This is a genomic window from Haemophilus sp. SZY H56, from assembly GCF_054332415.1.
In genome coordinates this window covers 165,575-184,216 of the sequence record NZ_JBTGNX010000001.1, presented here as the reverse complement: position 1 = coordinate 184,216, position 18,642 = coordinate 165,575, and the positions used below count along the sequence as shown (strand labels likewise).

Sequence of the window (18,642 nt, the reverse complement as noted above, 5' to 3'; positions counted from 1 at the left end):
TCGCTTATCCTCCAAATGCCATTAATTGATCAATTCTGTTATCTAAATCAGATTCACTTTCATAAATGTTGCATAGTGTTTCATTCCAAATTACGCCATACACTCCTTTGTAAACACTGTTGAACTTTTCTTGGCTCATATTGGCGAATGATATTGACCATCTCTCTTTGATTGTTCCACCATCCTGAACCGGCTTAATGTCATAAAAGCCCGCTTTTTTCATAACGTGATCTAAATACGATTCAAGCGTTTTCATCCCCTCATAATCGAGCTTTGATTCTCGATTTAATCGCACATCTGCAAGCACGCTATCCGCTATTGGTTTTGTTATTCTTTGATAAAAATTTTCATCGTTTGCGGCAATCGCTATCTTTTTTGCAACCGCTTGAGCAATCCATTCTTCAGCTTGTGTGAGTACGCTAAATTCAGGCTGCCAATATTCAAAGCCACAATCTAGCAATGCGAAAAATTTCTTATGATGTTGATAATTACGATTGTTGCTAATTGGTATAATTTTTACCGCACTTCCAACCGGCAACCCCTTGAGTAAATTGCGGTCATAATCCGTTTCAGCTACAACCGCACCATTGGCATATTTAACTGCAAAAATTTCCGTTTTTTGCTTACGTTTACTTTTGCCCATCTTCCTGATGTTCCGTCTAGTGGATTTACTATTTTTTACGCCACTCTAAATCCTTGAATGAATCAATATGAACGTGTCGGATAACTTGATTCATCGCTCTTTGATATGGATTAAAAATTGCAATTACATTTCCACGGCAAACATCAACATATTTACCAGTTTCACCATTTAGAAATTTAACTCGTCCACCAACGATAAAACGGATTTCAGTTGCTTTTTGCGTAACCAAAGTGAACCATTTTGTTGATATATCGATAGGGAGCAGCATAACGACTAGGCAATTATTATTTTCAAAGAGGCTTACTGCTCTTTCAATAAATGGTAATGGTTTGCTATATGGAGGATTTACAAATACGCTTTCATCATTTAGCGGATAAGTTAAAAAATCCTGTTCTTTTGTAATAAAAAATTCAGGCACTTTGGCATTTTCAGCACTGGCGCAACCATCACAAGTAAAGACGAACTCATTATCAAGCGGATTAAAAATTGATAATGGAGTTGGATAGGTATCTTTATCAAATTTTTGTTCCATCATTTTCTGTAACTCTCCCAATCAAATTTAATCACTGCACCTTGACCCTCTTTCATTCGGTCGATAATACGGTCGCCAATGTATTTGCCTAATTCTTCTTCAGTCAGATTGCTAATTAGAATTGTTGGCCGCATTTGCTCGTATCGCTCATTGATAATTTCAAACAAAATGATTTTTTCTGATTCTGTACCGAACTGTACGCCTAATTCATCAATGATTAATAAGCTCTTACTGCAATAAAATTTAATTGCATCTTCCTCAGTTAAATCGGAATCTTTACCCCATGTTGATTTAACCTTTCGGATAATCCGCATTACAGTGGTTAGATACACATCAGATTGATGATTTTCGATTACGCTATTAGCAATGGCGCAAGCCAAATGATTTTTCCCTGTTCCTGGCTTGCCGCAAAATACCAACCCACCGCCTAATTTGAATCGCTCTAACCATTTATCTGCATAACGTTGGCAAATCTTCTTAGCCAAGCGATTTTGAGCGGTTTCGATATAGCTATCAAAGTTAGCTGAGGCAAATCTTAGTGGAATACCTGATTTATCTTTTAGCTCTTTGATTTTTGCTTGTCTTTCCTCGCTATCAAAATCTCTAATTTGCTGCTCAACTAATTCAATTTCTTCTTTGATACAGTGTGGGCATCTTGTTTCAAACGTTTTACTGAAAAATTCAACTTTTCTTACATACTTAGTAAATTCGCCGTGTTTCGGACAATACGCCTTAACCTGTTGGCTTGGCAGTAGATTTTCGGCCACTGGCAATCCGTTGATTGCGTTTTTATACTCTGATTTAAGACTGGTTAGCTTTTCTTGTAATTCTCTTTTATCCATGATTACACCTCGCCTTCACCGTCTAAAGCCCAACTTGGAACTTCTGTTTTTCCAAGATCTCTATCTCTTAAACCATTGTGAGCATCAAATTTACCTGTTTTGGCTTTTTCATTGCGCAATGAAGAGGCAGTTGATTGCCAATTCCAACTTGCATCAAACGTAACCCAAGTGCCTCTTGCCAAGATAATTTCAATCGCAAACGAGGTTTCAATTCCAGCTATGCGAGCATTGTTAGCGATTAAAGTCATCACTCTTTCAGTGATTGGCGCTTTTTTGCATTTACGATGGGCAATAAATTCATCGGCAAGCTGACCGGTAACACCATATTCAGCAAGCAGATCTTTTACGTTTGTTTTTGCAGTGCGTGTATTATTATTTTTATTTTTAGTAGTGGTATTTATATTATTGTTTTTTGTATGTTCACTTTCTGAACTAGTCACTAGTTCACTTTCCGAACTAGTGCTGTTCGCTTTCTGAACTAGTTCACTTTCCGAACTAGTCTGATTTCCGAACGAGTTGATTGCGTAAACTGAGGTATTTCTTACTCCTGTTTTTTTAACTAAAAGCCCTAACTCAACAAGATTTTTTAACGCATCAACCACCGCAGTTTTTCCAGCCCCAGTGAACTTAACAAATTGAGTTAAAGAGATTGCATCGTATTCTTTATTCCATCCTTTAGTTTTACGAACAACAAATAAGTAACATTTAAGCTCAATACCGCTCATGTCAGCCATTAATTCATCAACAACGGAATTAGGAATAATGAAAGAGTTTGGAATAAATCTACTATTCATGATCCGCCCCCAATAAAGTAAGCTCTTTGTATGTAATATTTTTCATATCAAGCCACCAATCTGTATTCAGCAACGCATTTGCCGCTAGGTACTACAATCATTCGTCTTTCGATTTTGTGACCCTGTTGTTTTAGGTCGTAAATTCTTGCGCCAAGGCGTAAGCAGTTAAAACGTTTTTCCGCATCTAAGTGAGTTAAGCGGTCGCCTTGTTGTAAGGCTTTCAGGATTAATGCTTTTTGAGTTTTACTAGAACTTTCATTTGCATTTTCATTAAATTTCGGTGATAATTTAGTCATCTTTTGAAGTCCTCCGACTGATAAAGGGAGTTAATACTAATTAACCAATTAGCCTCTGTTCCCGCAGGGGCTTTTTATTTCCGTTTATTTAGCGCAATAACACACTCGATTGAGTGTTGTGTCGCTACTAAATGTTTGTTTAATAATTTTCGAATTACCTCCTCTTCTTCTTGGGTGATTTCGCCATCTTTTAACGCATCTTCCAATACACCAAAAAGCATGCCTCGAGCCGATAATTCGTGTAGTTGGATATTTGCCATTTCCACCGCATCTAGATTGTCTGCATCGGTATCTTTTACAAAACGTCCACCGGCATTACGACAAAGTTCATCGATAAAATCAGTGCAGCCATACTCGAGTTGGATAGCAATCAATTCTTCGTTTTTAAAACGCTGCCCTTTCGTGTGATATAAGCGGTTATTCATCTCCGCCTCTGAAAATCCGAGAAATCCGGCTACCGCATTTTTGCCACCTGGCACTTTCTCGATCATCTCTATAATGGTTTTTTTCATTGTCATAATTTTTCCCACTTTTTTATGGTTTTCTTTTCGGGTAATTCTGATAAATTGCACTCATACGCTAAGCGCAGAGCTTGATTTAATGGGATTGCTGAAGTTTCTAATCTCTTCTGCTGAGACAGAATTTTCTAAGGCTTGAGATAGAATCTCTGAATATTTGGTTTCTCCTGTATATTCAGTTCTTGGCAGCGAATTTGATGTCCGCCATTTGTAAACTGCACGCACAGAAATACCGCACAAACCTGCCACTTTAGCTGCTCCCAAAAAGTCAATAATATGTTTTAAGCTTTCCATATATAACCTCTTAGAATGAACTTTGAGTACATAATAAACCAGAACTGAAAGTACTTCAAGTTTTATTTATAATTGAACCAATAGTTCAAAGGTGAAAAAGATGATTACTGAAGAAAAAATCAAACAAGACTTTGCAGAAAGATTAGATGTAGCTTGCAAAATGAAAAATTTGCCAGAGAAAGGCAGAGGAAAAATTATTGCAGATATACTGAAAATAACACCAAAGGCCGTGAGTAAATGGTTCAATGCCGAGACGTTGCCAACTCAATCGAATATCTATGTTTTGGCCGATTTTCTGGGCGTTACAAAAGAATGGCTAAGTTATGGTGATAAGAATGCCTCAATAGAGCAAATTGAAAAGCAAAGAGCATATCCACTATTAAGCCCTATTCAAGCTGGATTGTGGGCTGGCATAAGTTCCCTTGAAGGCTTTGATGGCTACGAAATGATCCCAAGTACAATTATTGCATCAGATGATTCATTTTATTTACGAATCACTGGAGATTCAATGAGACCTCGCTTCAATGAAGGTGACTTGGTACTAATTGATCCTAACATTTACCCCACTCCAGGAAAATTTGTTGCTGCAATTAATGGTAATAACGAAGCTACATTCAAGCAATACAAAGAGCTTGGCACAATGACAGGAGACGGATTACCACACTTTGAATTAGTACCTCTCAATCCAATGTTTCCAACATTAAGCTCGTTAGAGCAAGAAATTCGGATTATTGGTGTGGCAAGAGAAAGAATTGAAGTTTTGTAATTAAAATGCCGGTCAAGAAATTGACACCAAATATTATGATTTTTTAATAACAACCAACCTAAGGAGAAACTATGGAAAACTTTATTTACGTTCCTGTTTTAAAAACCAAACAAAATGAATTTTTAGCATTGAGTGAACTGGATGAGAAAATAAAAAACAATATAAAACCGTTATTTATTTTAACTCAAGATAAGTGTCGAGAGAGAGCGACATCATTATCCAATAATTTAAATAATAAATGGGCTTCAAGAGAAGTTTTTATTGATATATGTCAAGTAACTAACTTCAATATAAATCAATTAGATCATGTTACGGCCATCTTTTCTGATCTTGTTAATAATAATATCCCATTCACTCCTGTAATTCACTTAGATAATCCCAATCAAATTGCTATAAATTACACAATCCAAAATAGAATATCATCAGCTATACTAGTAAAAATAAGAAATTTTTCACACTCCACACCAAATAATTTAAAACAATTAATTGGCTCATTATCAAATGTAACAGATGTTATATTGGACTTTGGAAGTGACATAGAAACAAGCAGACAGAACCATTCATTTAATATATCAACATATATTAGCCATATTTCTAGTTATATATCGCCAAATATAAATATAATTATTACAGGTTCATCCATCCCAAGTGAGTTACCAAGAGATAACTATATGCCATTTGGCATAGAGCCAAGAACTGAATGGCTTGGTTTTTATGATTACTATACTTCAGCACCACAAAAGAATTCTATTATTTTTGGCGACTATTCAATAACGCACCCAGACGAAGCGGAGCCTATGACGTTTGTAAACCCAAATGCAAAAATACGATATACTATCTCAGATAGTTATCTTTTTGCGGTAGGTTACCAAGTCCGCTCGCATTCATCTGGATTTGGGCAATATCACGCAATGGCGGGGTATATAGTTAATTCTCCATACTTTATGGGGGATAGCTATTCATGGGGGGATAAATACTTATACGATTGTAGCGCCCAGGTTTGCGGACCAGGCAACATGGGGGTTTGGGTTAAGGTAGGTCATAATCATCATATAACCTTTGTTACTCGCCAGATCGCCAATTTACGCGGGATTTCAATATAGCCCTAGTATTATCTCTTATCTCATTTAAAGAAAAGGTATCTACGATTAATTTGTAGATGTCTTTTCTTGTAAGTTTACGAATGCGCCAATCAACCTTAATCTTTATCGCTAGTAAAGCTAACGCCTCTTCTTTCCAGATGAGTTTTGATAACTCAAATGGGTCAATATCCTTATTCTTTTTATTGCGACGATAAGTAACAATATTCACACTTCCTCGAGGATTCATCGTAGCAATCTTAACCCCCCACCAGTCAGGAATAATATTAATTGCTTCCTGAGCGTGCTTTTCCCCAACAACTAGAGTGACCTTATCCATAATAGACGAATAAGCCATAGATTGCTGTGGTAAACGCAAAAGATTGTCAGAATCGCTTTTTAGTTCATATCCATGTAATTCACCATTAATTACAGCAATATCTACTCTATTACGCCCATGATCTAACCCCAATTCATCAATGACCAACGTAGATGGATCGTTAATATGCGCCTTTAATATTTTGTCTTTTACCGCTTGGCGAACGTCCTTATCAAGCATTCGATTAATTGACATCTATTTCTGATTCTAATTCTGAGTTAAAAATTAACGCAATTATAGACAAAAATATAAAAAATTCATCAAAAACCTCCGCTTTCATATCAATAATCTATTCTTTTTTGTTCAAAATTTGTGATCTATGTCACAAATTCAACAAAAAGTAAAAAAATTTTCAAAATTATTTCTTTAAAAATCAACAAAATATGAACTATAAGTACATTTATTTATAAAATTGTACTTTTTGTTCTTGACTAATATGAACCGCTAGTACATAATACACCCATCAAAACGAGATACACAAACAAATATCTCGATGCTCTTTAAAAACTTGGTCTCGTGCGGGATATAAATTATCGACTGATTTAAGTCGAGTAACCCCCAGAGCAGAAAACTGTACTGCGTGTTTAACCGAAGTGATGTGGTTGGCAGGTCAATGGCAGCGCTGTTTATATCTTTAAGCAATCCCTTAGAGGATACGAGTTCGGTCGGGGGAAATGGCAAACAAGCCCACGGATCGGTTTATAAAAGCGCAAACGCGGCGAAAAGTGCGTGACATATCGGAGAGACGGTAATAAGGGTGTACCACCCTTATATTTCGTCCATTATGACGTCCAAAGCAAGTAAGGGTAATGGATTGAGCGGATTGGTTGCGCTACTGTATTAGCCCAATCGCATTGGCTCCCAACGCAAGATACAGATTGCGAAGTCGGCAGATCAAAAAATTTGGGTAGGTCTGGACAATCGTTGGCATAGCGATTTAAAACAAGTATGCCACCAATTCAAAGCGCATTCGGCAGAGCGACAGTTTTAAGCATGCGAACGCGTCAAATGCAAGACAGAGTGTGCTTTGAAATGGCAGACATAAAACAAACGAGGTTAAAAATGAAAGAAAAAAAAGAAAACAGCCTATCTGAAAGAGATAAAGAAAATATCAAATGGGCTGTATTGAGAGCTGTTGAAAATGGCTGTTTAGAGCCAGAATTAATCGCTCAAAGATGTTGTTCAGCAATCGAAATAATTAATAGAAATGGGCTAAACACTGGTAATGGGAGTATATCTACCTCATCCAATTCTGCCTAATGTATTCACCATTTCCTTCAGGCAGATTATTCCAAGCAGCACTATTCATATCCGTAACAAAGACACTATCGTTCTCATCTAAATAAATGAGCAGTTCATTACGAATTTGTTCTGCAGATTTATTGGATTTGATATACCAAACTGATTTATGAATAGCAGCCCAAACTTGATGGCTTTTAATATAACTAATCAATCCATCGTAATTTTGCCCAGCTTTGTATAAATCGTAAGAAATTAAATAGTTTCTCATAGAAGAATCCTTATTTGTGCTGTGAGAGATTTAATTATATTCCTTAGTGTTGTGAGAGATTTAATTATATTCCTTAGTGTTGTGAGAGACAATAAGGGACTTGAGCCTTGCAAGTATAAAGAAAGGTATTTAATGGCTCTTTGTTGAGTTGGTTGTGGAAACCGACACTTTTAACACTAAGATAAAAATTAGTTTAATGCTAACTTTAAGAAAAACGCAATGGGTTCAAATCCCGAAAGAGCCACCAGCTAAAGCCGTTCTCACAATGCGAATGGAATCGCCCAGTCTTCTTGAAAATTAAATGGAATCGAGAGCGGCTCTAGCTGGTTACAGCAATAGCATAATAAAAAATATCTCCTTTAAGATTGGTTATACCCCTAGTTGCTTATAGCTGGCTCTAGGGGATTTTTTTAACCAATATTTTCATGACCATCCGAGGTGAAACCTATGAAAATCAAGACTTTTATCAAAAACACTGCTTACGTAATTGCAACTATCCTATCAATCTGCCTAGTCGCTATGACAATGTTAACAGCACTTGCAGCAGAGGCAAGCGAGCCTACTGCGTTAGAGCGTGAACAAGCTCGCATACAGTGGATTGCCAAGAACGGGCAATATCAACCAAATTTAACAGAGCCAGCAAAACAAGAGGCTATGGCTTATACAAATATCAAGCAAAAGGAATTAGACCGTGGGAAAAGCGAAAGTAGAAATTAAGATTGAGCCTTATCCGAAAGGTGGCTGGTATGTTGTTGAAAGAGTTGGTGGCAAGGTATGGTGGAAATCATCAAATTACCAGTCAATAGAACTTGCCGAAACGAGAAAGAAAGAGCGTGAAGAGTTAAAAGCAAATACGGCTGAACGGCTCGATAATAAGCTCGCCAAACGATTAAAACCGAAAACTGGACTAGCAACCAAGCCAACATTAGTTAAGCGTATTTCAAAGGCTAAGATGCGTTATTTAAAACGCTTTGATGAGTACAACGAAATGCGCAATCAACAGCCTGAATCTGAGCGCCAAACTGAATTTCAACTTACTGAGATTCATCGTCTTTTTGGCGTACACGCAACCACAATCGAGCGAGCGATTTATTATCGCCAAATCAAGCCTAGAGGCAAAAAATTAATCAGAGGTCATTGGGTGAGAACATTTAAATACGAGGATTTATGCTCTTACTTTGACATATTGAGAGGTATTCCAAATGCAAACGATACAACGACAATGGGAAATGGCTAGTTTTACCGCTTATGACAAGGCACAAGAACAATATGATACCTATGAGCGTGCAGTAGAAAATGAAATTAGCGATATAGAAAGAGAAATAAAAAGTGGAGATAGCCAAACATTATGCGAGTTTTCTGAGCTTATGGAGGAAAACGAAAATACTTGGCTAGATATTTTCTTGTGTGATCAAGCATCGCTCAAAAATTTGAGAGATAAGGCAGTAAAAAAACTTGCTGAAAATCGCATAGCGCAAAACGAAGAAGATTATAAACGTGGTTATATTTAAATTTAAGGTAAATAAAAATGACAGAAAAATTTGAGTTGATCCTATCAACAGAAAGCAAAGTTTTAACAACCAATATTGCAGACTTTGAGAAACAAGCGGATGCGTTTATCTATACCCTAACAAGCAATTTTGAAACCGATGATGACTTCTTGGCAGCAAAAGAAGAAGTAAAAATCCTTAAAGAATTAGAGGATAAAACAAGATTGGCCATCAAAAATGCCGTTGGCGGTGATATTAAAAAGCTCGTTGAAACAGCCGAAAGCATTGCTGATCGTTTTAGACAAGAGCGATTGGCACGAGATAAATTAGTCAAAACTAAAGAATCTGAGATTAAAGCTAAAATCGTAGATGATGCGATTGCCGAAATCTCAGATATTCGCCACAAACTAGCAAAAACAAGCGATATATCACTTGCGCTAGAAGAGAACATTCCAAAGCATAAGATCGCAAGCCGGATTGAAGAAAGCACAAAACGCAAAAGCTCAATCTCAGGCTTAACGAAAGCCGTAAATGCTGAGAAAACCCTAATCATTAGCGAGATCACTATTGAAGTCACTCGCTTGACTGAACGCCTTGAGCAGCTAACTGCTAAATCAAGCTATCTATTCCCTGATGCAATCAAGTTAATTGCAAGTGAAGAAGATTTAGCGCCAATCATTAAACAACGAATTGATGATGAGCAAAAGCGTGAATTAGAAATCAAGGCTAAAGCACAAGAAGAGGCAAAATTAAAAGCTGAAACGCAAGCCGTCCAATCTTCTTGTAAAGAAAAAGACATGGGAAGTGAAACGTTAAAAGCACAAGAATTGTCGCCTGGCAATGCCGTTGAGCATTTTGAAGTAAGAATTGCATTCTCAGGAACGTTGAACGATGCCGTATCATTCGCTCGTAAAATCAAAGAGCAATACGGTGACAATGTAACACTTAAGAAAGTTAATTAAAGGAACAACAAAATGAATACATTACCGGCGAACATTCAAACAGCCCTAACCGAACGCAATATTGATACCGCAGTTTGGACAACTTTGCAAAATAGCGTTTTCCCTGGCGCAAAGGATGAAAGTATTTTGCTTGCCGTAGATTATTGCAAGGCTCGTAAGTTAGATATTCTTAAAAAACCTTGTCATATCGTGCCAATGCAAGTCACTCTATCCGGTCAAAAAGATAATAACGGAAATGATCGAAAAATTTGGCGAGATGTCATTATGCCAGGTATTTATGAACAGCGCATTACGGCATTTCGTACTGGTCAAATGGCGGGGCAAGATGAGCCAGTTTTTGGGAATACGGTCGCATTCAAAGGTATAGAGGCTCCTGAATGGTGCAGAGTTACAGTCTATCGATTTATTAATGGTGAACGTTGCGCATTTTCCCATACTGAGTATTTTAGCGAGGCTTGCGCAACAACAAGAGATGGATTATTGAACTCTATGTGGAGAAAACGCCCTCGAGGTCAATTAGCAAAATGCGCTGAGGCTGGCGCATTGCGCAAAGCATTCCCCGATGAATTAGGTGGCGTAATTACTGCTGATGAAGTAAATGAAGAGCCTATCAATCAGCATAGTGCTACAACGCCTGATAACGGAACAACGGTGATTGACACTCAATCGGTAGAATTGATCACTCCTGAACAAATCAAACAAATTGAAAACTTGGTTGAAGTTACAGGCTCAAATCTTATGGGATTATTGGCGGCGGCTGGAAATGTGCCAAGCATTGAAAAAATCACAAAATCAAATGCTGAACATGCAATTAATAGATTGCTTAACAAGCTAAATGAACAGCAAGCCAAAGATGAACGTAATGATGAGGATATTCCCTTATGATAGATGGACTAATAACGCTTGATTGCGAGCAAGGAACTGAAGAATGGCTAACGGCAAGACTTGGTATTCCAACGGCAACAGGGATCGAGAATATCGTTACGCCAACAGGTAAAAAATCAAGCTCGCAAATCAAATATATGTCTGAGCTGATTGAAGAAAGCATACTTGGTTTACAAGATGGCGGATATAAATCGGCTTTTATGGAGCGAGGCAATCAGCTTGAGCCACTTGCCCGCTCTGCTTATGAATTTCTCACAGGAAACGCCGTCAAGCAAGTTGGCGGCGTATATTTAAACGAGAAAAAAGAATTGATGGTTAGTCCTGATGGATTGATTCCCGAACTTAAAAAAGGGCTTGAGATTAAATGCCCGAAAATGAGTACGCATATACAATACATCATCAACGGAGGCGTGCCGTCTGAGTATGTTATCCAGGTGCAAGCAAATTTATGGGTGACTGGATATAAAACATGGGATTTTGTGAGTTATTGCCCTGAATATCAAAAACAACCGTTTTATCTCTTTACGGTTGAGCGAGATGAAAAATTAATGGCAGCGTTTGACAAGGAAATACCCGCATTTATCAAAACATTAAAAGCATATAAATCTATGGAGTAAATATGGCTGGAATTAATAAAGTAATTATCGTTGGCTTTTTAGGCAATGATCCTGATGTGCGCACTATGCCTAATGGTGAATTAGTGGTAAATATCAGCGTGGCAACAAGTGAAAGCTGGACGGATAAAAACTCAGGCGAGAAAAAAGAAGTGACCGAATGGCATCGCATTGTCATTTATCGAAAACTAGCCGAGATCGCCGCTCAATATCTACATAAAGGATCGCAAGTGTATGTTGAGGGAAGATTAAAAACTCGTAAATGGCAAGACAATAATGGCCAAGACCGTTACACAACAGAAATTCAAGGCGATAACTTACAGATGTTAGGCGGTCGAAACCAAGATGCTGCACAAAATCAACCGCCTAAACAGCAAGATAAACAACAAAAAGCGCAATCTAAACCTCAACAATCTGATCCACCAGTGGATGCTTTTGATGACAACATTCCATTTTAGGGGTGAGCTATGGGAAAGAAAATAACTTTAACGCACTTTGATAACAAACCGATAGAGCTTGATGTTGATGATATTCATGTTGTCGGGCCAAAAGATAAGGGAGCGTATATCGTCCTTAAAACCAAGAAAGTCTTTCTTGTAATGGAAAGTCAAAGCCGTATTTTAAGAATGATTGAGACCGCCAAATAAGGCGGTTTTCTTTTAGGAGAAAGAAATGGTTAGTTATAACTTGGTGATTAATGGCGTGATTATAAAGTTACGTGGTAAATATTTGAAAAGGCAATAAACAATGAATAAAGAACAAGCAGAACACGAATTAGCGGAACTTCACGAAAAAGAACGGAGTTTAGAAAAAGCTCTTGAGCTTGTGCGTGAGAAAATCCGTGAGTTAATCAACTACACTAACAAAAATAAGGCCGCTAGATAGTGGCCTTTAAGTTTATAAGGATGAGTAAAAATGAAGTTAAGCAAGCAAGTTAAAGAAGTGATTTATTTTAAAATTATGAATACTTTAAACATAAAAAAAGCAAGACAGTTTGCAGAAGAATTACAAGTAGATATTGATAAGGAGCAAGATCAAAAATTTGTCAAATTCTACAAAGGGGTTTTAAAGCAAATGCAAGGACAGCGATTAACTTTTGCCTCACACGTAGGATGTAGATTACAAAATTACACATATAACCTCTTTGTTGATGCAGATTTTTACAAAAGCGAAAGATTCAAAGAATTAGTGGAAAATACTCAAAAAGAAATCCGTCAAATTGAAATTGATTTAAAACAACTTAAAGAAACAATTTTATCAGTCGATACTGACAAAACATTCTTAACAATGTTTCCTCAATGGGAAAAACAACTATTAGATAGCTTGCCAAAAAATAAAATTAAACTACCGGCAACCGTAGCCGATGTTTCTTATTTAGACAAGTACAAAAAACAAGGAGAGTGACTATGTATTGGTTTAAAAATGCGATCATTTATTGCCTAACAAAAAATATTGACTTCGGTGAAATCGAATCAAAACTAAAAGAATGCCAGTTTACACCGTGCGAACCGTCTGAGATTAGTCGATTCGGTTGGACTGCACCGTTAGAAACAAATGGTGATTTAGCCTATTTTGCAGATAACAAAGTCTTGCTAATGGCTAAACGTGAAGAAAAGATTTTGCCGGTAGATGTAATCAACCGTGAACTAAATATCCGAATTGCGGCGCTTGAAGAAAAAGAACAGCGAAAATTGAAGAAAACAGAGCGCCTATCATTAAGAGATGATGTTGTTGCATCGCTAACCTCTCAAGCATTTTCCAAGTTTAAATTTACCGCACTTTTCATCGATTTAAAAACAAACCTGATTTACGTTGATGCAGCATCATCAAAAATCGCTGAAGATGCCCTAGCACTATTGCGTAAATCACTAGGCTCACTTCCAGTTATTCCAGTTAGCTTTAATACAGCGCCTTGCGAGGTTATGACTGAGTGGATTGCAGATAAAGAGCCTAATTGGCTAATCTTGTTAGAAGAGGCTGAGATTCGTGAGAAAAACGATCTTGGCGTAATCAGTTGCAAAAATAAATCATTGCTCGATGAAGATATTGTGGAGCTTGCGCAATCAGGGCTTGTATCAAAACTCGCTCTTGAATGGGAAAACAATCTCAAATTTGTTTTGCGTGATGATGGAACACTAAAACGGTTGAAATTTGATGACCGAATCACAGAGCAAAACAATGATATTTCCAAAGAAGAAATTGGCAAACGCTTTTACGCTGATTTTATTTTAATGGCCAACGTGCTATCAGGCTTATTGAATGAGCTATCAGTTGAATTTAATGGATTAAAGGTTGCACTATGAAAACAGCAGAAGAAATTTTAGAAGAACGAAAAAATACGCATGGCGATTTTGAAAAGGGTGCGCAAGATTTTGCACAACTAATGCGCCCGGTTGTCGAAAAATGGTTAGCTGGCACAATTAGCAATGTTAAATTTTATGGTTTAACAATGGCTAATGCAAAACAAGTGAGAATCTTGAATGGAGATTCAAGCCATGCCGATCATTATATTGATGCCGCAAATTATTTCACCCTTGCCGGTGGGCTTTACAAACCAAGTGAAGATTGGAAACAAGACATCTTGAAAGGTGGAATTTTAAAGTGCGGAGGGCGTGAGGATGAATGAGATTAATGTAAGCATCCCTTATTCGTTTTTTAAGGGTATTTTTGAAGATTCTTTTAAATACAACCTAATGCCAACAACTGATGAGCATACCTCTGAATCTATTGAAAATGTTAAAAAGTATTGGGTTTTGCTTAATAGCGGAACTAGAAAAGAGTTAATTAGACTATCTAAGTGCTATATATCGCTCAATGGAAGAAAAAAAGCTGATGTAAAAGATTTTCTGCAATGGGCTGAAGATAATATCCATAATCAGCACCAAACTAGTTTACAGCGACCACTGGTTGATATTTTGCCAGTGGTTAATATGGCAAAGGTAAACCATAAAGCGGGTGATTGATATGATTGTTTGGGCATTATTCGATAGTGGCAATGGTTGCTATACGCAAGGTGCAGAGCTATTTAATCAGCAATCCAACCAGTCAATTGAAATATACCCTATCGGCATAGATATTGAGAGTAAAAATAACCATTTTATTAATCTTAATTTAGCTGATTATAGTCGTATGTTTGGCGATAACAAGCTATTTGATGAGCTTGATAAGCTGCCTAAACCTGATTTGATTATAGCTAGTCCCCCTTGTGAGAGTTGGTCGGTTGCAAGTGCAATGTGGGGAGGCAATGCAAGTTGGAAACAGGAAACAGGCGCAGTCAATCGTGAATTATCAAAATTCACAGTAAGAAGTCGTGCGGATTATGATTTACCGCACGTCCAATTCAAATATGACCGCTCTTTTTTGAACCGCATTAATGGTGAGCTTTGTATCTACAACACGATAGAAATTATCAAACGATATGAGCCGAAAGTTTATGTAATTGAGAATCCGGCAAGCAGTCGAATTTGGCATTATGTAAATGATATTTTGAATTTTCCCATACCGTTTGACAATCTGGCACATTACCATTGCTATGGTTATCCACTGCGTAAGCCAACACGGTTTAAAAGTAATATCAACCTAAGACTAAAGAGCAACAATAAATTGCCTCCAACTATGGGATTTCAGGATTACTCAAAATCATATAACGAGCGATCTAACATCCCATTAGATTTAATCGTAGATATTTACAAGACAGTAAATCAATATTTAACAAATCCAATAGGCGTTCCAAGTGAGCGCCTTTTGTTTTGATGGAGAACGAAAATGAAAGAATTTAACTTAGATGCGGCTTTAAATGGCGAGCCGGTGATGCTGAGAAATGGGAAAAAAGCCGTTGTTAAATACAATTTGCTTAACGAGGTTGAAAAGCTAGAGGTAAGAGATGCCGAACATCCTTTAATTGGGTATAGATTTGATGGTATTTACATCAATACGACATCATGGAGCTTAACAGGTAAATCAGTACATTGGAAAACCATGGAATATGACATCATTGGAATGTGGGAAGAACCGATTAAATTTGAAGGCCTTCCTAAACCATTTATTCCGAAACGTCATGAAGCATATTTTATTATCTCTCCTGCTGATACAAAACCAGAAAAATACTTTGCTAATGATTTAGACCATCCTTCAATCCAAAATGGCAACAGTTTCCGCACAAAAGAAGATGCTCAAAAATGGCTTGATTTTATGAAGAGTATGATGGAGTAAGTATGAGTGAGAAAGTTTATGAGTTTAAAACTGTTATGGATTTTTTACAGCTAACAGAAGAACAATTTAAGCGCTTTCTTCCTGATTTTGCTAGTTGGTTTGCTATCCATAAAAAACTTCAAGCGGAGCAAGCTGCGCTCAATGATAGATTGGGAGGTGTTTTAAAAATCACTCCAGAGCCTGTTATTAAGTGGGTAGACGATGGCAAAGTTGGAGAAGTAAATTACACCGTAACAATTAAACAAAGCGGAGGCCGAGAATGAGAGGATTCACAGAATGGCTACTCTATCTATTGGCTGGCGCTTTCGTCATTACGATAGCTGGAGCTGGAATAGGATTATTTTTTGGTGTGGCGTGGAAGATTATCAAATTAGTGGTGTGATATGAAAGAAAAAGAATTAACTGAAAAAATCGCTCAATGGGCGAAAGATAGAAATCTTATTTTAGGCTCTACTCCACAGAAACAATTTATCAAGCTAATGGAAGAATTTGGCGAGCTTTGTGCTGGTATTGCACGAAACGACAAGGAGAAAATCAAAGACAGCATTGGGGATTGCTTTGTGGTGATGGTGATTTTAAATAAGCAAACTAATAGCAACTTTGATTTTACGCCTTTGCTATACTTGGCTAGAAAAGGGGTTGATGTTTGGATTGAAAAGTGTGTAGCAAGATTTGCAAGCATTTCAGAAAAAATAAATTACACAGGGAAAGCAAACCGTCATTTGGAATATGATTTTGCTTATGCATTATATTGTCTTATCAAAATTTCGAATGAATATGGCTTAACCTTAGAAAGCTGTGTACAAGCGGCATGGGATGAAATTAAAGACCGTAAAGGGAAAATAATCGACGGAGTTTTCGTTAAGGAAGAGGATTTGAATAATGAGTATTATGAGTAGATGGATTAAGTATGATAAATGTGTGCCAGCAGAGGATGATTATTATCTTGTGTATCGTCCAAAGCATGAGCCACCAATAGCAGTAGCAATATATGATTCCGATCTATGGGGGTGGTTTGATTATGCAGATGATGAGATATCTCACTGGCAACCACTTCCAGCACCGCCGAAAGGTAAATAAGCAAACCGATATAAGCCGCACAAGGAAGTGCGGCTTTTATTTTACATGGAGGTTTTATGGAACAAATCACTCTATCAAAAAAAGCAGAAGAAGAAATTGTTAAGGCCGCAAAAATGGCGGCGTTCGCTGCTTTCACTGAAAATAGCAAAAATCTCATGACTATTGGGGATATTGCGATCTATATCAATAAATCCTATAATTTTACAGCGAACAACATTATCACAAGAGCTGATTTTCCATCGGCAAGATATTTAGGCTCAGAAAACGAGCAAAAAAGATACGTTGCTGGAGAGATTGTGAAATGGGGAATACGGCACATGAAACGCTTATAAAGAATTTATACACTGCACCAAAACTGCACCAAAATGAATATAAATAATTGATTTTATAACCATTAAAGGTGCTGACCCTAGGCACCACAGAATTTATAAGCTCTGAAGTTGATTCAGGGCTTTTTTATTAGCTAAAGTTAATCAATATGACAGAACAAAACCAAGATAAAAAACAGACTTATAATTTCAATAAATTGCAAAAACGCCTTCGTCGTAATGTAGGCAATGCAATTGCTGATTTTGGCATGATTGAAGATGGTGATAAAGTAATGGTTTGTCTTTCTGGTGGTAAAGACAGCTATACACTGCTTGATATTTTGTTGAATTTACAACAAAGCGCTCCGATTAAATTTGATATCGTTGCAGTCAATTTAGACCAAAAACAGCCTGGTTTTCCGGAGCATGTTTTACCTGAATATCTGCAAAGTATTGGTGTGGATTATAAAATCGTTGAAGAAAATACTTATGGCATCGTGAAAGAGAAAATTCCAGAAGGCAAAACAACTTGCTCTCTCTGCTCTCGTCTACGCCGTGGTATTTTATACCGTACAGCAACAGAACTTGGTGCAACAAAAATCGCACTTGGTCATCATCGTGATGATATGTTGGCTACCCTGTTCCTGAATATGTTCTACGGTGGAAAATTAAAATCGATGCCACCGAAATTAATTTCAGATGACGGCAAGCAAATCGTGATTCGTCCATTGGCTTATTGTAAAGAAAAAGATATTGAAAAATATGCCGTAGCCAAAGAATTTCCAATTATCCCTTGTAATTTATGTGGTTCTCAACCTAATTTACAACGTCAAGTAGTAAAAGAAATGTTAAATACTTGGGACCGTCAATATCCAGGTCGCTTAGAAACCATGTTTAGTGCGATACAAAACATTACGTTGTCACACTTATGTGATCCAAAACTCTTCGATTTCAAAGGCATTAAACATGGCCAATCACTTGATGGCATTGAAGGGGATACCGCATTTGATGAAGAACGTATCGAACCAATAAAATTTGATGATGAAGATACGTCTGATTACTCCGATAACGAAATGATCAGCTTTAAAGAAGTGAATTAATATGATTACCGTGCAAGGAAAACAAATCAAAACCGACGCCTTTGGCTATTTACTTAATATTGCTGATTGGAATGAAGATGTAGCAAAACATATCGCTCAGCTAGAAGATGTAGAACTGACCGAAGCTCACTGGGAAGTGATTTATTTTGTGCGTGATTTTTACCAAGAATATAACACCTCCCCTGCAATTAGAATGCTGGTAAAAGCAATGTCAGAAAAATTAGGTGCAGATAAAGGCAATAGCCGCTATTTGCAACGACTCTTCCCTGACGGACCAGCTAAGCAAGCAACCAAACTAGCGGGGCTACCAAAACCAGCTAAATGCTTATAAAATAACG

At 37.2% G+C, this 18,642-nt stretch carries 34 protein-coding genes; 25 read left to right on the top strand and 9 right to left on the bottom strand.

Annotation, left to right across the window (positions count from 1 at the left end):
- Positions 1–4: 4 nt before the first annotated feature.
- The 7 genes from ACXVWP_RS01000 to ACXVWP_RS00970 all read right to left on the bottom strand — a co-directional run bounded on the left by ACXVWP_RS01000 (position 5) and on the right by ACXVWP_RS00970 (position 3,919).
- The gene (locus ACXVWP_RS01000) at positions 5–643 is read right to left on the bottom strand and encodes a DUF1367 family protein (RefSeq protein WP_458473170.1); all 639 of its coding nucleotides are present in this window, start codon (positions 641–643) and stop codon (positions 5–7) included.
- A gap of 28 nt (positions 644–671) precedes the next feature.
- Positions 672–1,178, bottom strand: a complete 507-nt coding sequence (locus tag ACXVWP_RS00995) for a DNA N-6-adenine-methyltransferase (RefSeq protein ID WP_458473168.1) — start codon at positions 1,176–1,178, stop codon at positions 672–674.
- Positions 1,175–2,017, bottom strand: a complete 843-nt coding sequence (locus ACXVWP_RS00990) for an ATP-binding protein (RefSeq protein WP_458473166.1) — start codon at positions 2,015–2,017, stop codon at positions 1,175–1,177. Before ACXVWP_RS00990 ends, ACXVWP_RS00995 begins: the two co-directional genes overlap by 4 nt.
- A 2-nt stretch (positions 2,018–2,019) precedes the next feature.
- Positions 2,020–2,811, bottom strand: a complete 792-nt coding sequence (locus ACXVWP_RS00985; RefSeq protein WP_458473164.1) for a replication protein — start codon at positions 2,809–2,811, stop codon at positions 2,020–2,022.
- A 47-nt stretch (positions 2,812–2,858) separates the two neighbouring features.
- The gene (locus ACXVWP_RS00980) at positions 2,859–3,107 is read right to left on the bottom strand and encodes a helix-turn-helix domain-containing protein (protein WP_111328028.1); all 249 of its coding nucleotides are present in this window, start codon (positions 3,105–3,107) and stop codon (positions 2,859–2,861) included.
- A gap of 74 nt (positions 3,108–3,181) precedes the next feature.
- On the bottom strand, positions 3,182–3,625 hold the full coding sequence (locus ACXVWP_RS00975) for a YmfL family putative regulatory protein (RefSeq protein WP_458473161.1): 444 nt from the start codon (positions 3,623–3,625) through the stop codon (positions 3,182–3,184).
- Positions 3,626–3,679: 54 nt separating this feature from the next.
- On the bottom strand, positions 3,680–3,919 hold the full coding sequence (locus ACXVWP_RS00970; protein ID WP_295658123.1) for a helix-turn-helix domain-containing protein: 240 nt from the start codon (positions 3,917–3,919) through the stop codon (positions 3,680–3,682).
- A 100-nt stretch (positions 3,920–4,019) separates the two neighbouring features.
- On the opposite strand from ACXVWP_RS00970, the gene ACXVWP_RS00965 reads away from it, so the two are divergent.
- Positions 4,020–4,685 (top strand): S24 family peptidase, encoded by a 666-nt coding sequence (locus ACXVWP_RS00965; RefSeq protein ID WP_458473159.1) that lies wholly within the window; start codon positions 4,020–4,022, stop codon positions 4,683–4,685.
- A 71-nt stretch (positions 4,686–4,756) separates the two neighbouring features.
- Positions 4,757–5,788, top strand: coding sequence for a beta family protein (locus tag ACXVWP_RS00960; protein WP_458473157.1), 1,032 nt, complete (start codon positions 4,757–4,759; stop codon positions 5,786–5,788).
- Here ACXVWP_RS00960 and ACXVWP_RS00955 read toward each other — a convergent pair.
- Positions 5,748–6,338: a sce7726 family protein gene (locus tag ACXVWP_RS00955; RefSeq protein WP_458473156.1), complete on the bottom strand. Its 591-nt coding sequence runs from the start codon at positions 6,336–6,338 to the stop codon at positions 5,748–5,750. The genes ACXVWP_RS00960 and ACXVWP_RS00955 overlap by 41 nt on opposite strands.
- Before the next feature lie 867 nt (positions 6,339–7,205).
- Here ACXVWP_RS00955 and ACXVWP_RS00950 point away from each other — a divergent pair.
- Positions 7,206–7,403 (top strand): hypothetical protein, encoded by a 198-nt coding sequence (locus ACXVWP_RS00950; RefSeq protein ID WP_458473154.1) that lies wholly within the window; start codon positions 7,206–7,208, stop codon positions 7,401–7,403.
- Here the strand turns inward: ACXVWP_RS00950 and ACXVWP_RS00945 are convergent.
- Positions 7,381–7,653, bottom strand: a complete 273-nt coding sequence (locus ACXVWP_RS00945) for a CRISPR-associated protein Cas2 (protein WP_458473152.1) — start codon at positions 7,651–7,653, stop codon at positions 7,381–7,383. The two genes, ACXVWP_RS00950 and ACXVWP_RS00945, sit on opposite strands and share 23 nt — an antisense overlap.
- A gap of 447 nt (positions 7,654–8,100) precedes the next feature.
- Here ACXVWP_RS00945 and ACXVWP_RS00940 point away from each other — a divergent pair, with 447 nt between their 5' ends.
- From ACXVWP_RS00940 to ACXVWP_RS00835, 22 genes are all read left to right on the top strand, one after another.
- Positions 8,101–8,370 carry a hypothetical protein gene (locus ACXVWP_RS00940; protein WP_458473150.1) on the top strand — a complete coding sequence of 90 codons (270 nt, stop codon included), beginning with the start codon at positions 8,101–8,103 and terminating at the stop codon, positions 8,368–8,370.
- A complete protein-coding gene (locus ACXVWP_RS00935; RefSeq protein WP_458473149.1) occupies positions 8,345–8,890 on the top strand; it encodes a hypothetical protein in 546 nt (181 codons plus the stop codon). Before ACXVWP_RS00940 ends, ACXVWP_RS00935 begins: the two co-directional genes overlap by 26 nt.
- The gene (locus tag ACXVWP_RS00930; RefSeq protein ID WP_369866570.1) at positions 8,856–9,164 is read left to right on the top strand and encodes a hypothetical protein; all 309 of its coding nucleotides are present in this window, start codon (positions 8,856–8,858) and stop codon (positions 9,162–9,164) included. The genes ACXVWP_RS00935 and ACXVWP_RS00930 overlap by 35 nt, the downstream gene beginning before the upstream one ends.
- Before the next feature lie 17 nt (positions 9,165–9,181).
- Complete coding sequence (locus tag ACXVWP_RS00925; RefSeq protein WP_369866568.1) at positions 9,182–10,105, top strand: hypothetical protein; 924 nt, start codon at positions 9,182–9,184, stop codon at positions 10,103–10,105.
- A gap of 12 nt (positions 10,106–10,117) precedes the next feature.
- Complete coding sequence (bet, locus tag ACXVWP_RS00920) at positions 10,118–10,990, top strand: phage recombination protein Bet (protein WP_369866566.1); 873 nt, start codon at positions 10,118–10,120, stop codon at positions 10,988–10,990.
- Positions 10,987–11,607 carry a YqaJ viral recombinase family protein gene (locus tag ACXVWP_RS00915; RefSeq protein ID WP_369866564.1) on the top strand — a complete coding sequence of 207 codons (621 nt, stop codon included), beginning with the start codon at positions 10,987–10,989 and terminating at the stop codon, positions 11,605–11,607. Before bet ends, ACXVWP_RS00915 begins: the two co-directional genes overlap by 4 nt.
- 2 nt (positions 11,608–11,609) lie before the next feature.
- Positions 11,610–12,062: a single-stranded DNA-binding protein gene (ssb, locus tag ACXVWP_RS00910; RefSeq protein ID WP_369866562.1), complete on the top strand. Its 453-nt coding sequence runs from the start codon at positions 11,610–11,612 to the stop codon at positions 12,060–12,062.
- A 9-nt stretch (positions 12,063–12,071) separates the two neighbouring features.
- Positions 12,072–12,251: a hypothetical protein gene (locus ACXVWP_RS00905; protein ID WP_070714533.1), complete on the top strand. Its 180-nt coding sequence runs from the start codon at positions 12,072–12,074 to the stop codon at positions 12,249–12,251.
- Between the two features lie 100 nt (positions 12,252–12,351).
- Entirely contained in the window at positions 12,352–12,489 is a 138-nt protein-coding gene (locus ACXVWP_RS00900; RefSeq protein ID WP_369866560.1) for a hypothetical protein, read from the top strand.
- A 30-nt stretch (positions 12,490–12,519) separates the two neighbouring features.
- Complete coding sequence (locus ACXVWP_RS00895; protein ID WP_369866558.1) at positions 12,520–13,008, top strand: hypothetical protein; 489 nt, start codon at positions 12,520–12,522, stop codon at positions 13,006–13,008.
- A 2-nt stretch (positions 13,009–13,010) separates the two neighbouring features.
- Entirely contained in the window at positions 13,011–13,907 is an 897-nt protein-coding gene (gene rdgC, locus ACXVWP_RS00890; RefSeq protein ID WP_458473147.1) for a recombination-associated protein RdgC, read from the top strand.
- A complete protein-coding gene (locus ACXVWP_RS00885; RefSeq protein WP_369866554.1) occupies positions 13,904–14,230 on the top strand; it encodes a DUF6378 domain-containing protein in 327 nt (108 codons plus the stop codon). The genes rdgC and ACXVWP_RS00885 overlap by 4 nt, the downstream gene beginning before the upstream one ends.
- Positions 14,223–14,567, top strand: coding sequence for a hypothetical protein (locus ACXVWP_RS00880; RefSeq protein ID WP_369866553.1), 345 nt, complete (start codon positions 14,223–14,225; stop codon positions 14,565–14,567). Before ACXVWP_RS00885 ends, ACXVWP_RS00880 begins: the two co-directional genes overlap by 8 nt.
- Before the next feature lies 1 nt (position 14,568).
- On the top strand, positions 14,569–15,357 hold the full coding sequence (locus tag ACXVWP_RS00875; protein WP_369866551.1) for a class I SAM-dependent methyltransferase: 789 nt from the start codon (positions 14,569–14,571) through the stop codon (positions 15,355–15,357).
- A 12-nt stretch (positions 15,358–15,369) separates the two neighbouring features.
- Positions 15,370–15,816 (top strand): hypothetical protein, encoded by a 447-nt coding sequence (locus ACXVWP_RS00870; RefSeq protein ID WP_369866549.1) that lies wholly within the window; start codon positions 15,370–15,372, stop codon positions 15,814–15,816.
- 2 nt (positions 15,817–15,818) lie between these two features.
- Positions 15,819–16,079, top strand: a complete 261-nt coding sequence (locus ACXVWP_RS00865) for a hypothetical protein (RefSeq protein ID WP_369866547.1) — start codon at positions 15,819–15,821, stop codon at positions 16,077–16,079.
- Positions 16,076–16,198: a hypothetical protein gene (locus ACXVWP_RS00860; RefSeq protein ID WP_369866546.1), complete on the top strand. Its 123-nt coding sequence runs from the start codon at positions 16,076–16,078 to the stop codon at positions 16,196–16,198. Before ACXVWP_RS00865 ends, ACXVWP_RS00860 begins: the two co-directional genes overlap by 4 nt.
- Before the next feature lies 1 nt (position 16,199).
- The gene (locus tag ACXVWP_RS00855; RefSeq protein ID WP_369866545.1) at positions 16,200–16,715 is read left to right on the top strand and encodes a MazG-like family protein; all 516 of its coding nucleotides are present in this window, start codon (positions 16,200–16,202) and stop codon (positions 16,713–16,715) included.
- Positions 16,699–16,896 carry a DUF551 domain-containing protein gene (locus tag ACXVWP_RS00850; protein WP_369866544.1) on the top strand — a complete coding sequence of 66 codons (198 nt, stop codon included), beginning with the start codon at positions 16,699–16,701 and terminating at the stop codon, positions 16,894–16,896. The genes ACXVWP_RS00855 and ACXVWP_RS00850 overlap by 17 nt, the downstream gene beginning before the upstream one ends.
- A 56-nt stretch (positions 16,897–16,952) precedes the next feature.
- The gene (locus tag ACXVWP_RS00845; RefSeq protein WP_297570188.1) at positions 16,953–17,228 is read left to right on the top strand and encodes a hypothetical protein; all 276 of its coding nucleotides are present in this window, start codon (positions 16,953–16,955) and stop codon (positions 17,226–17,228) included.
- 146 nt (positions 17,229–17,374) lie between these two features.
- Positions 17,375–18,304 (top strand): tRNA 2-thiocytidine(32) synthetase TtcA, encoded by a 930-nt coding sequence (gene ttcA / locus ACXVWP_RS00840; protein WP_128787319.1) that lies wholly within the window; start codon positions 17,375–17,377, stop codon positions 18,302–18,304.
- A gap of 1 nt (position 18,305) precedes the next feature.
- Complete coding sequence (locus ACXVWP_RS00835) at positions 18,306–18,635, top strand: TusE/DsrC/DsvC family sulfur relay protein (protein WP_128787318.1); 330 nt, start codon at positions 18,306–18,308, stop codon at positions 18,633–18,635.
- Positions 18,636–18,642: the final 7 nt, after the last annotated feature.

Coding starts and splice junctions, on each gene's coding strand:
- ACXVWP_RS00845 (WP_297570188.1), top strand. CDS start 16,953: ATGGAACAAATCACTCTATCAAAAAAAGCAGAAGAAGAAATTGTTAAG.
- bet (WP_369866566.1), top strand. CDS start 10,118: ATGAATACATTACCGGCGAACATTCAAACAGCCCTAACCGAACGCAAT.
- ACXVWP_RS00925 (WP_369866568.1), top strand. CDS start 9,182: ATGACAGAAAAATTTGAGTTGATCCTATCAACAGAAAGCAAAGTTTTA.
- ACXVWP_RS00880 (WP_369866553.1), top strand. CDS start 14,223: ATGAATGAGATTAATGTAAGCATCCCTTATTCGTTTTTTAAGGGTATT.
- ACXVWP_RS00885 (WP_369866554.1), top strand. CDS start 13,904: ATGAAAACAGCAGAAGAAATTTTAGAAGAACGAAAAAATACGCATGGC.
- ACXVWP_RS00865 (WP_369866547.1), top strand. CDS start 15,819: ATGAGTGAGAAAGTTTATGAGTTTAAAACTGTTATGGATTTTTTACAG.
- ACXVWP_RS00915 (WP_369866564.1), top strand. CDS start 10,987: ATGATAGATGGACTAATAACGCTTGATTGCGAGCAAGGAACTGAAGAA.
- ACXVWP_RS00895 (WP_369866558.1), top strand. CDS start 12,520: ATGAAGTTAAGCAAGCAAGTTAAAGAAGTGATTTATTTTAAAATTATG.
- ACXVWP_RS01000 (WP_458473170.1), bottom strand. CDS start 643: ATGGGCAAAAGTAAACGTAAGCAAAAAACGGAAATTTTTGCAGTTAAA.
- ACXVWP_RS00980 (WP_111328028.1), bottom strand. CDS start 3,107: ATGACTAAATTATCACCGAAATTTAATGAAAATGCAAATGAAAGTTCT.
- ACXVWP_RS00870 (WP_369866549.1), top strand. CDS start 15,370: ATGAAAGAATTTAACTTAGATGCGGCTTTAAATGGCGAGCCGGTGATG.
- ACXVWP_RS00990 (WP_458473166.1), bottom strand. CDS start 2,017: ATGGATAAAAGAGAATTACAAGAAAAGCTAACCAGTCTTAAATCAGAG.
- ACXVWP_RS00860 (WP_369866546.1), top strand. CDS start 16,076: ATGAGAGGATTCACAGAATGGCTACTCTATCTATTGGCTGGCGCTTTC.
- ACXVWP_RS00945 (WP_458473152.1), bottom strand. CDS start 7,653: ATGAGAAACTATTTAATTTCTTACGATTTATACAAAGCTGGGCAAAAT.
- ACXVWP_RS00950 (WP_458473154.1), top strand. CDS start 7,206: ATGAAAGAAAAAAAAGAAAACAGCCTATCTGAAAGAGATAAAGAAAAT.
- ACXVWP_RS00970 (WP_295658123.1), bottom strand. CDS start 3,919: ATGGAAAGCTTAAAACATATTATTGACTTTTTGGGAGCAGCTAAAGTG.
- ACXVWP_RS00850 (WP_369866544.1), top strand. CDS start 16,699: ATGAGTATTATGAGTAGATGGATTAAGTATGATAAATGTGTGCCAGCA.
- ACXVWP_RS00975 (WP_458473161.1), bottom strand. CDS start 3,625: ATGACAATGAAAAAAACCATTATAGAGATGATCGAGAAAGTGCCAGGT.
- ACXVWP_RS00960 (WP_458473157.1), top strand. CDS start 4,757: ATGGAAAACTTTATTTACGTTCCTGTTTTAAAAACCAAACAAAATGAA.
- ACXVWP_RS00955 (WP_458473156.1), bottom strand. CDS start 6,338: ATGTCAATTAATCGAATGCTTGATAAGGACGTTCGCCAAGCGGTAAAA.
- ACXVWP_RS00900 (WP_369866560.1), top strand. CDS start 12,352: ATGAATAAAGAACAAGCAGAACACGAATTAGCGGAACTTCACGAAAAA.
- ACXVWP_RS00940 (WP_458473150.1), top strand. CDS start 8,101: ATGAAAATCAAGACTTTTATCAAAAACACTGCTTACGTAATTGCAACT.
- ACXVWP_RS00875 (WP_369866551.1), top strand. CDS start 14,569: ATGATTGTTTGGGCATTATTCGATAGTGGCAATGGTTGCTATACGCAA.
- ACXVWP_RS00930 (WP_369866570.1), top strand. CDS start 8,856: ATGCAAACGATACAACGACAATGGGAAATGGCTAGTTTTACCGCTTAT.
- ACXVWP_RS00995 (WP_458473168.1), bottom strand. CDS start 1,178: ATGATGGAACAAAAATTTGATAAAGATACCTATCCAACTCCATTATCA.
- ACXVWP_RS00965 (WP_458473159.1), top strand. CDS start 4,020: ATGATTACTGAAGAAAAAATCAAACAAGACTTTGCAGAAAGATTAGAT.
- ttcA (WP_128787319.1), top strand. CDS start 17,375: ATGACAGAACAAAACCAAGATAAAAAACAGACTTATAATTTCAATAAA.
- ACXVWP_RS00855 (WP_369866545.1), top strand. CDS start 16,200: ATGAAAGAAAAAGAATTAACTGAAAAAATCGCTCAATGGGCGAAAGAT.
- rdgC (WP_458473147.1), top strand. CDS start 13,011: ATGTATTGGTTTAAAAATGCGATCATTTATTGCCTAACAAAAAATATT.
- ACXVWP_RS00835 (WP_128787318.1), top strand. CDS start 18,306: ATGATTACCGTGCAAGGAAAACAAATCAAAACCGACGCCTTTGGCTAT.
- ssb (WP_369866562.1), top strand. CDS start 11,610: ATGGCTGGAATTAATAAAGTAATTATCGTTGGCTTTTTAGGCAATGAT.
- ACXVWP_RS00905 (WP_070714533.1), top strand. CDS start 12,072: ATGGGAAAGAAAATAACTTTAACGCACTTTGATAACAAACCGATAGAG.
- ACXVWP_RS00985 (WP_458473164.1), bottom strand. CDS start 2,811: ATGAATAGTAGATTTATTCCAAACTCTTTCATTATTCCTAATTCCGTT.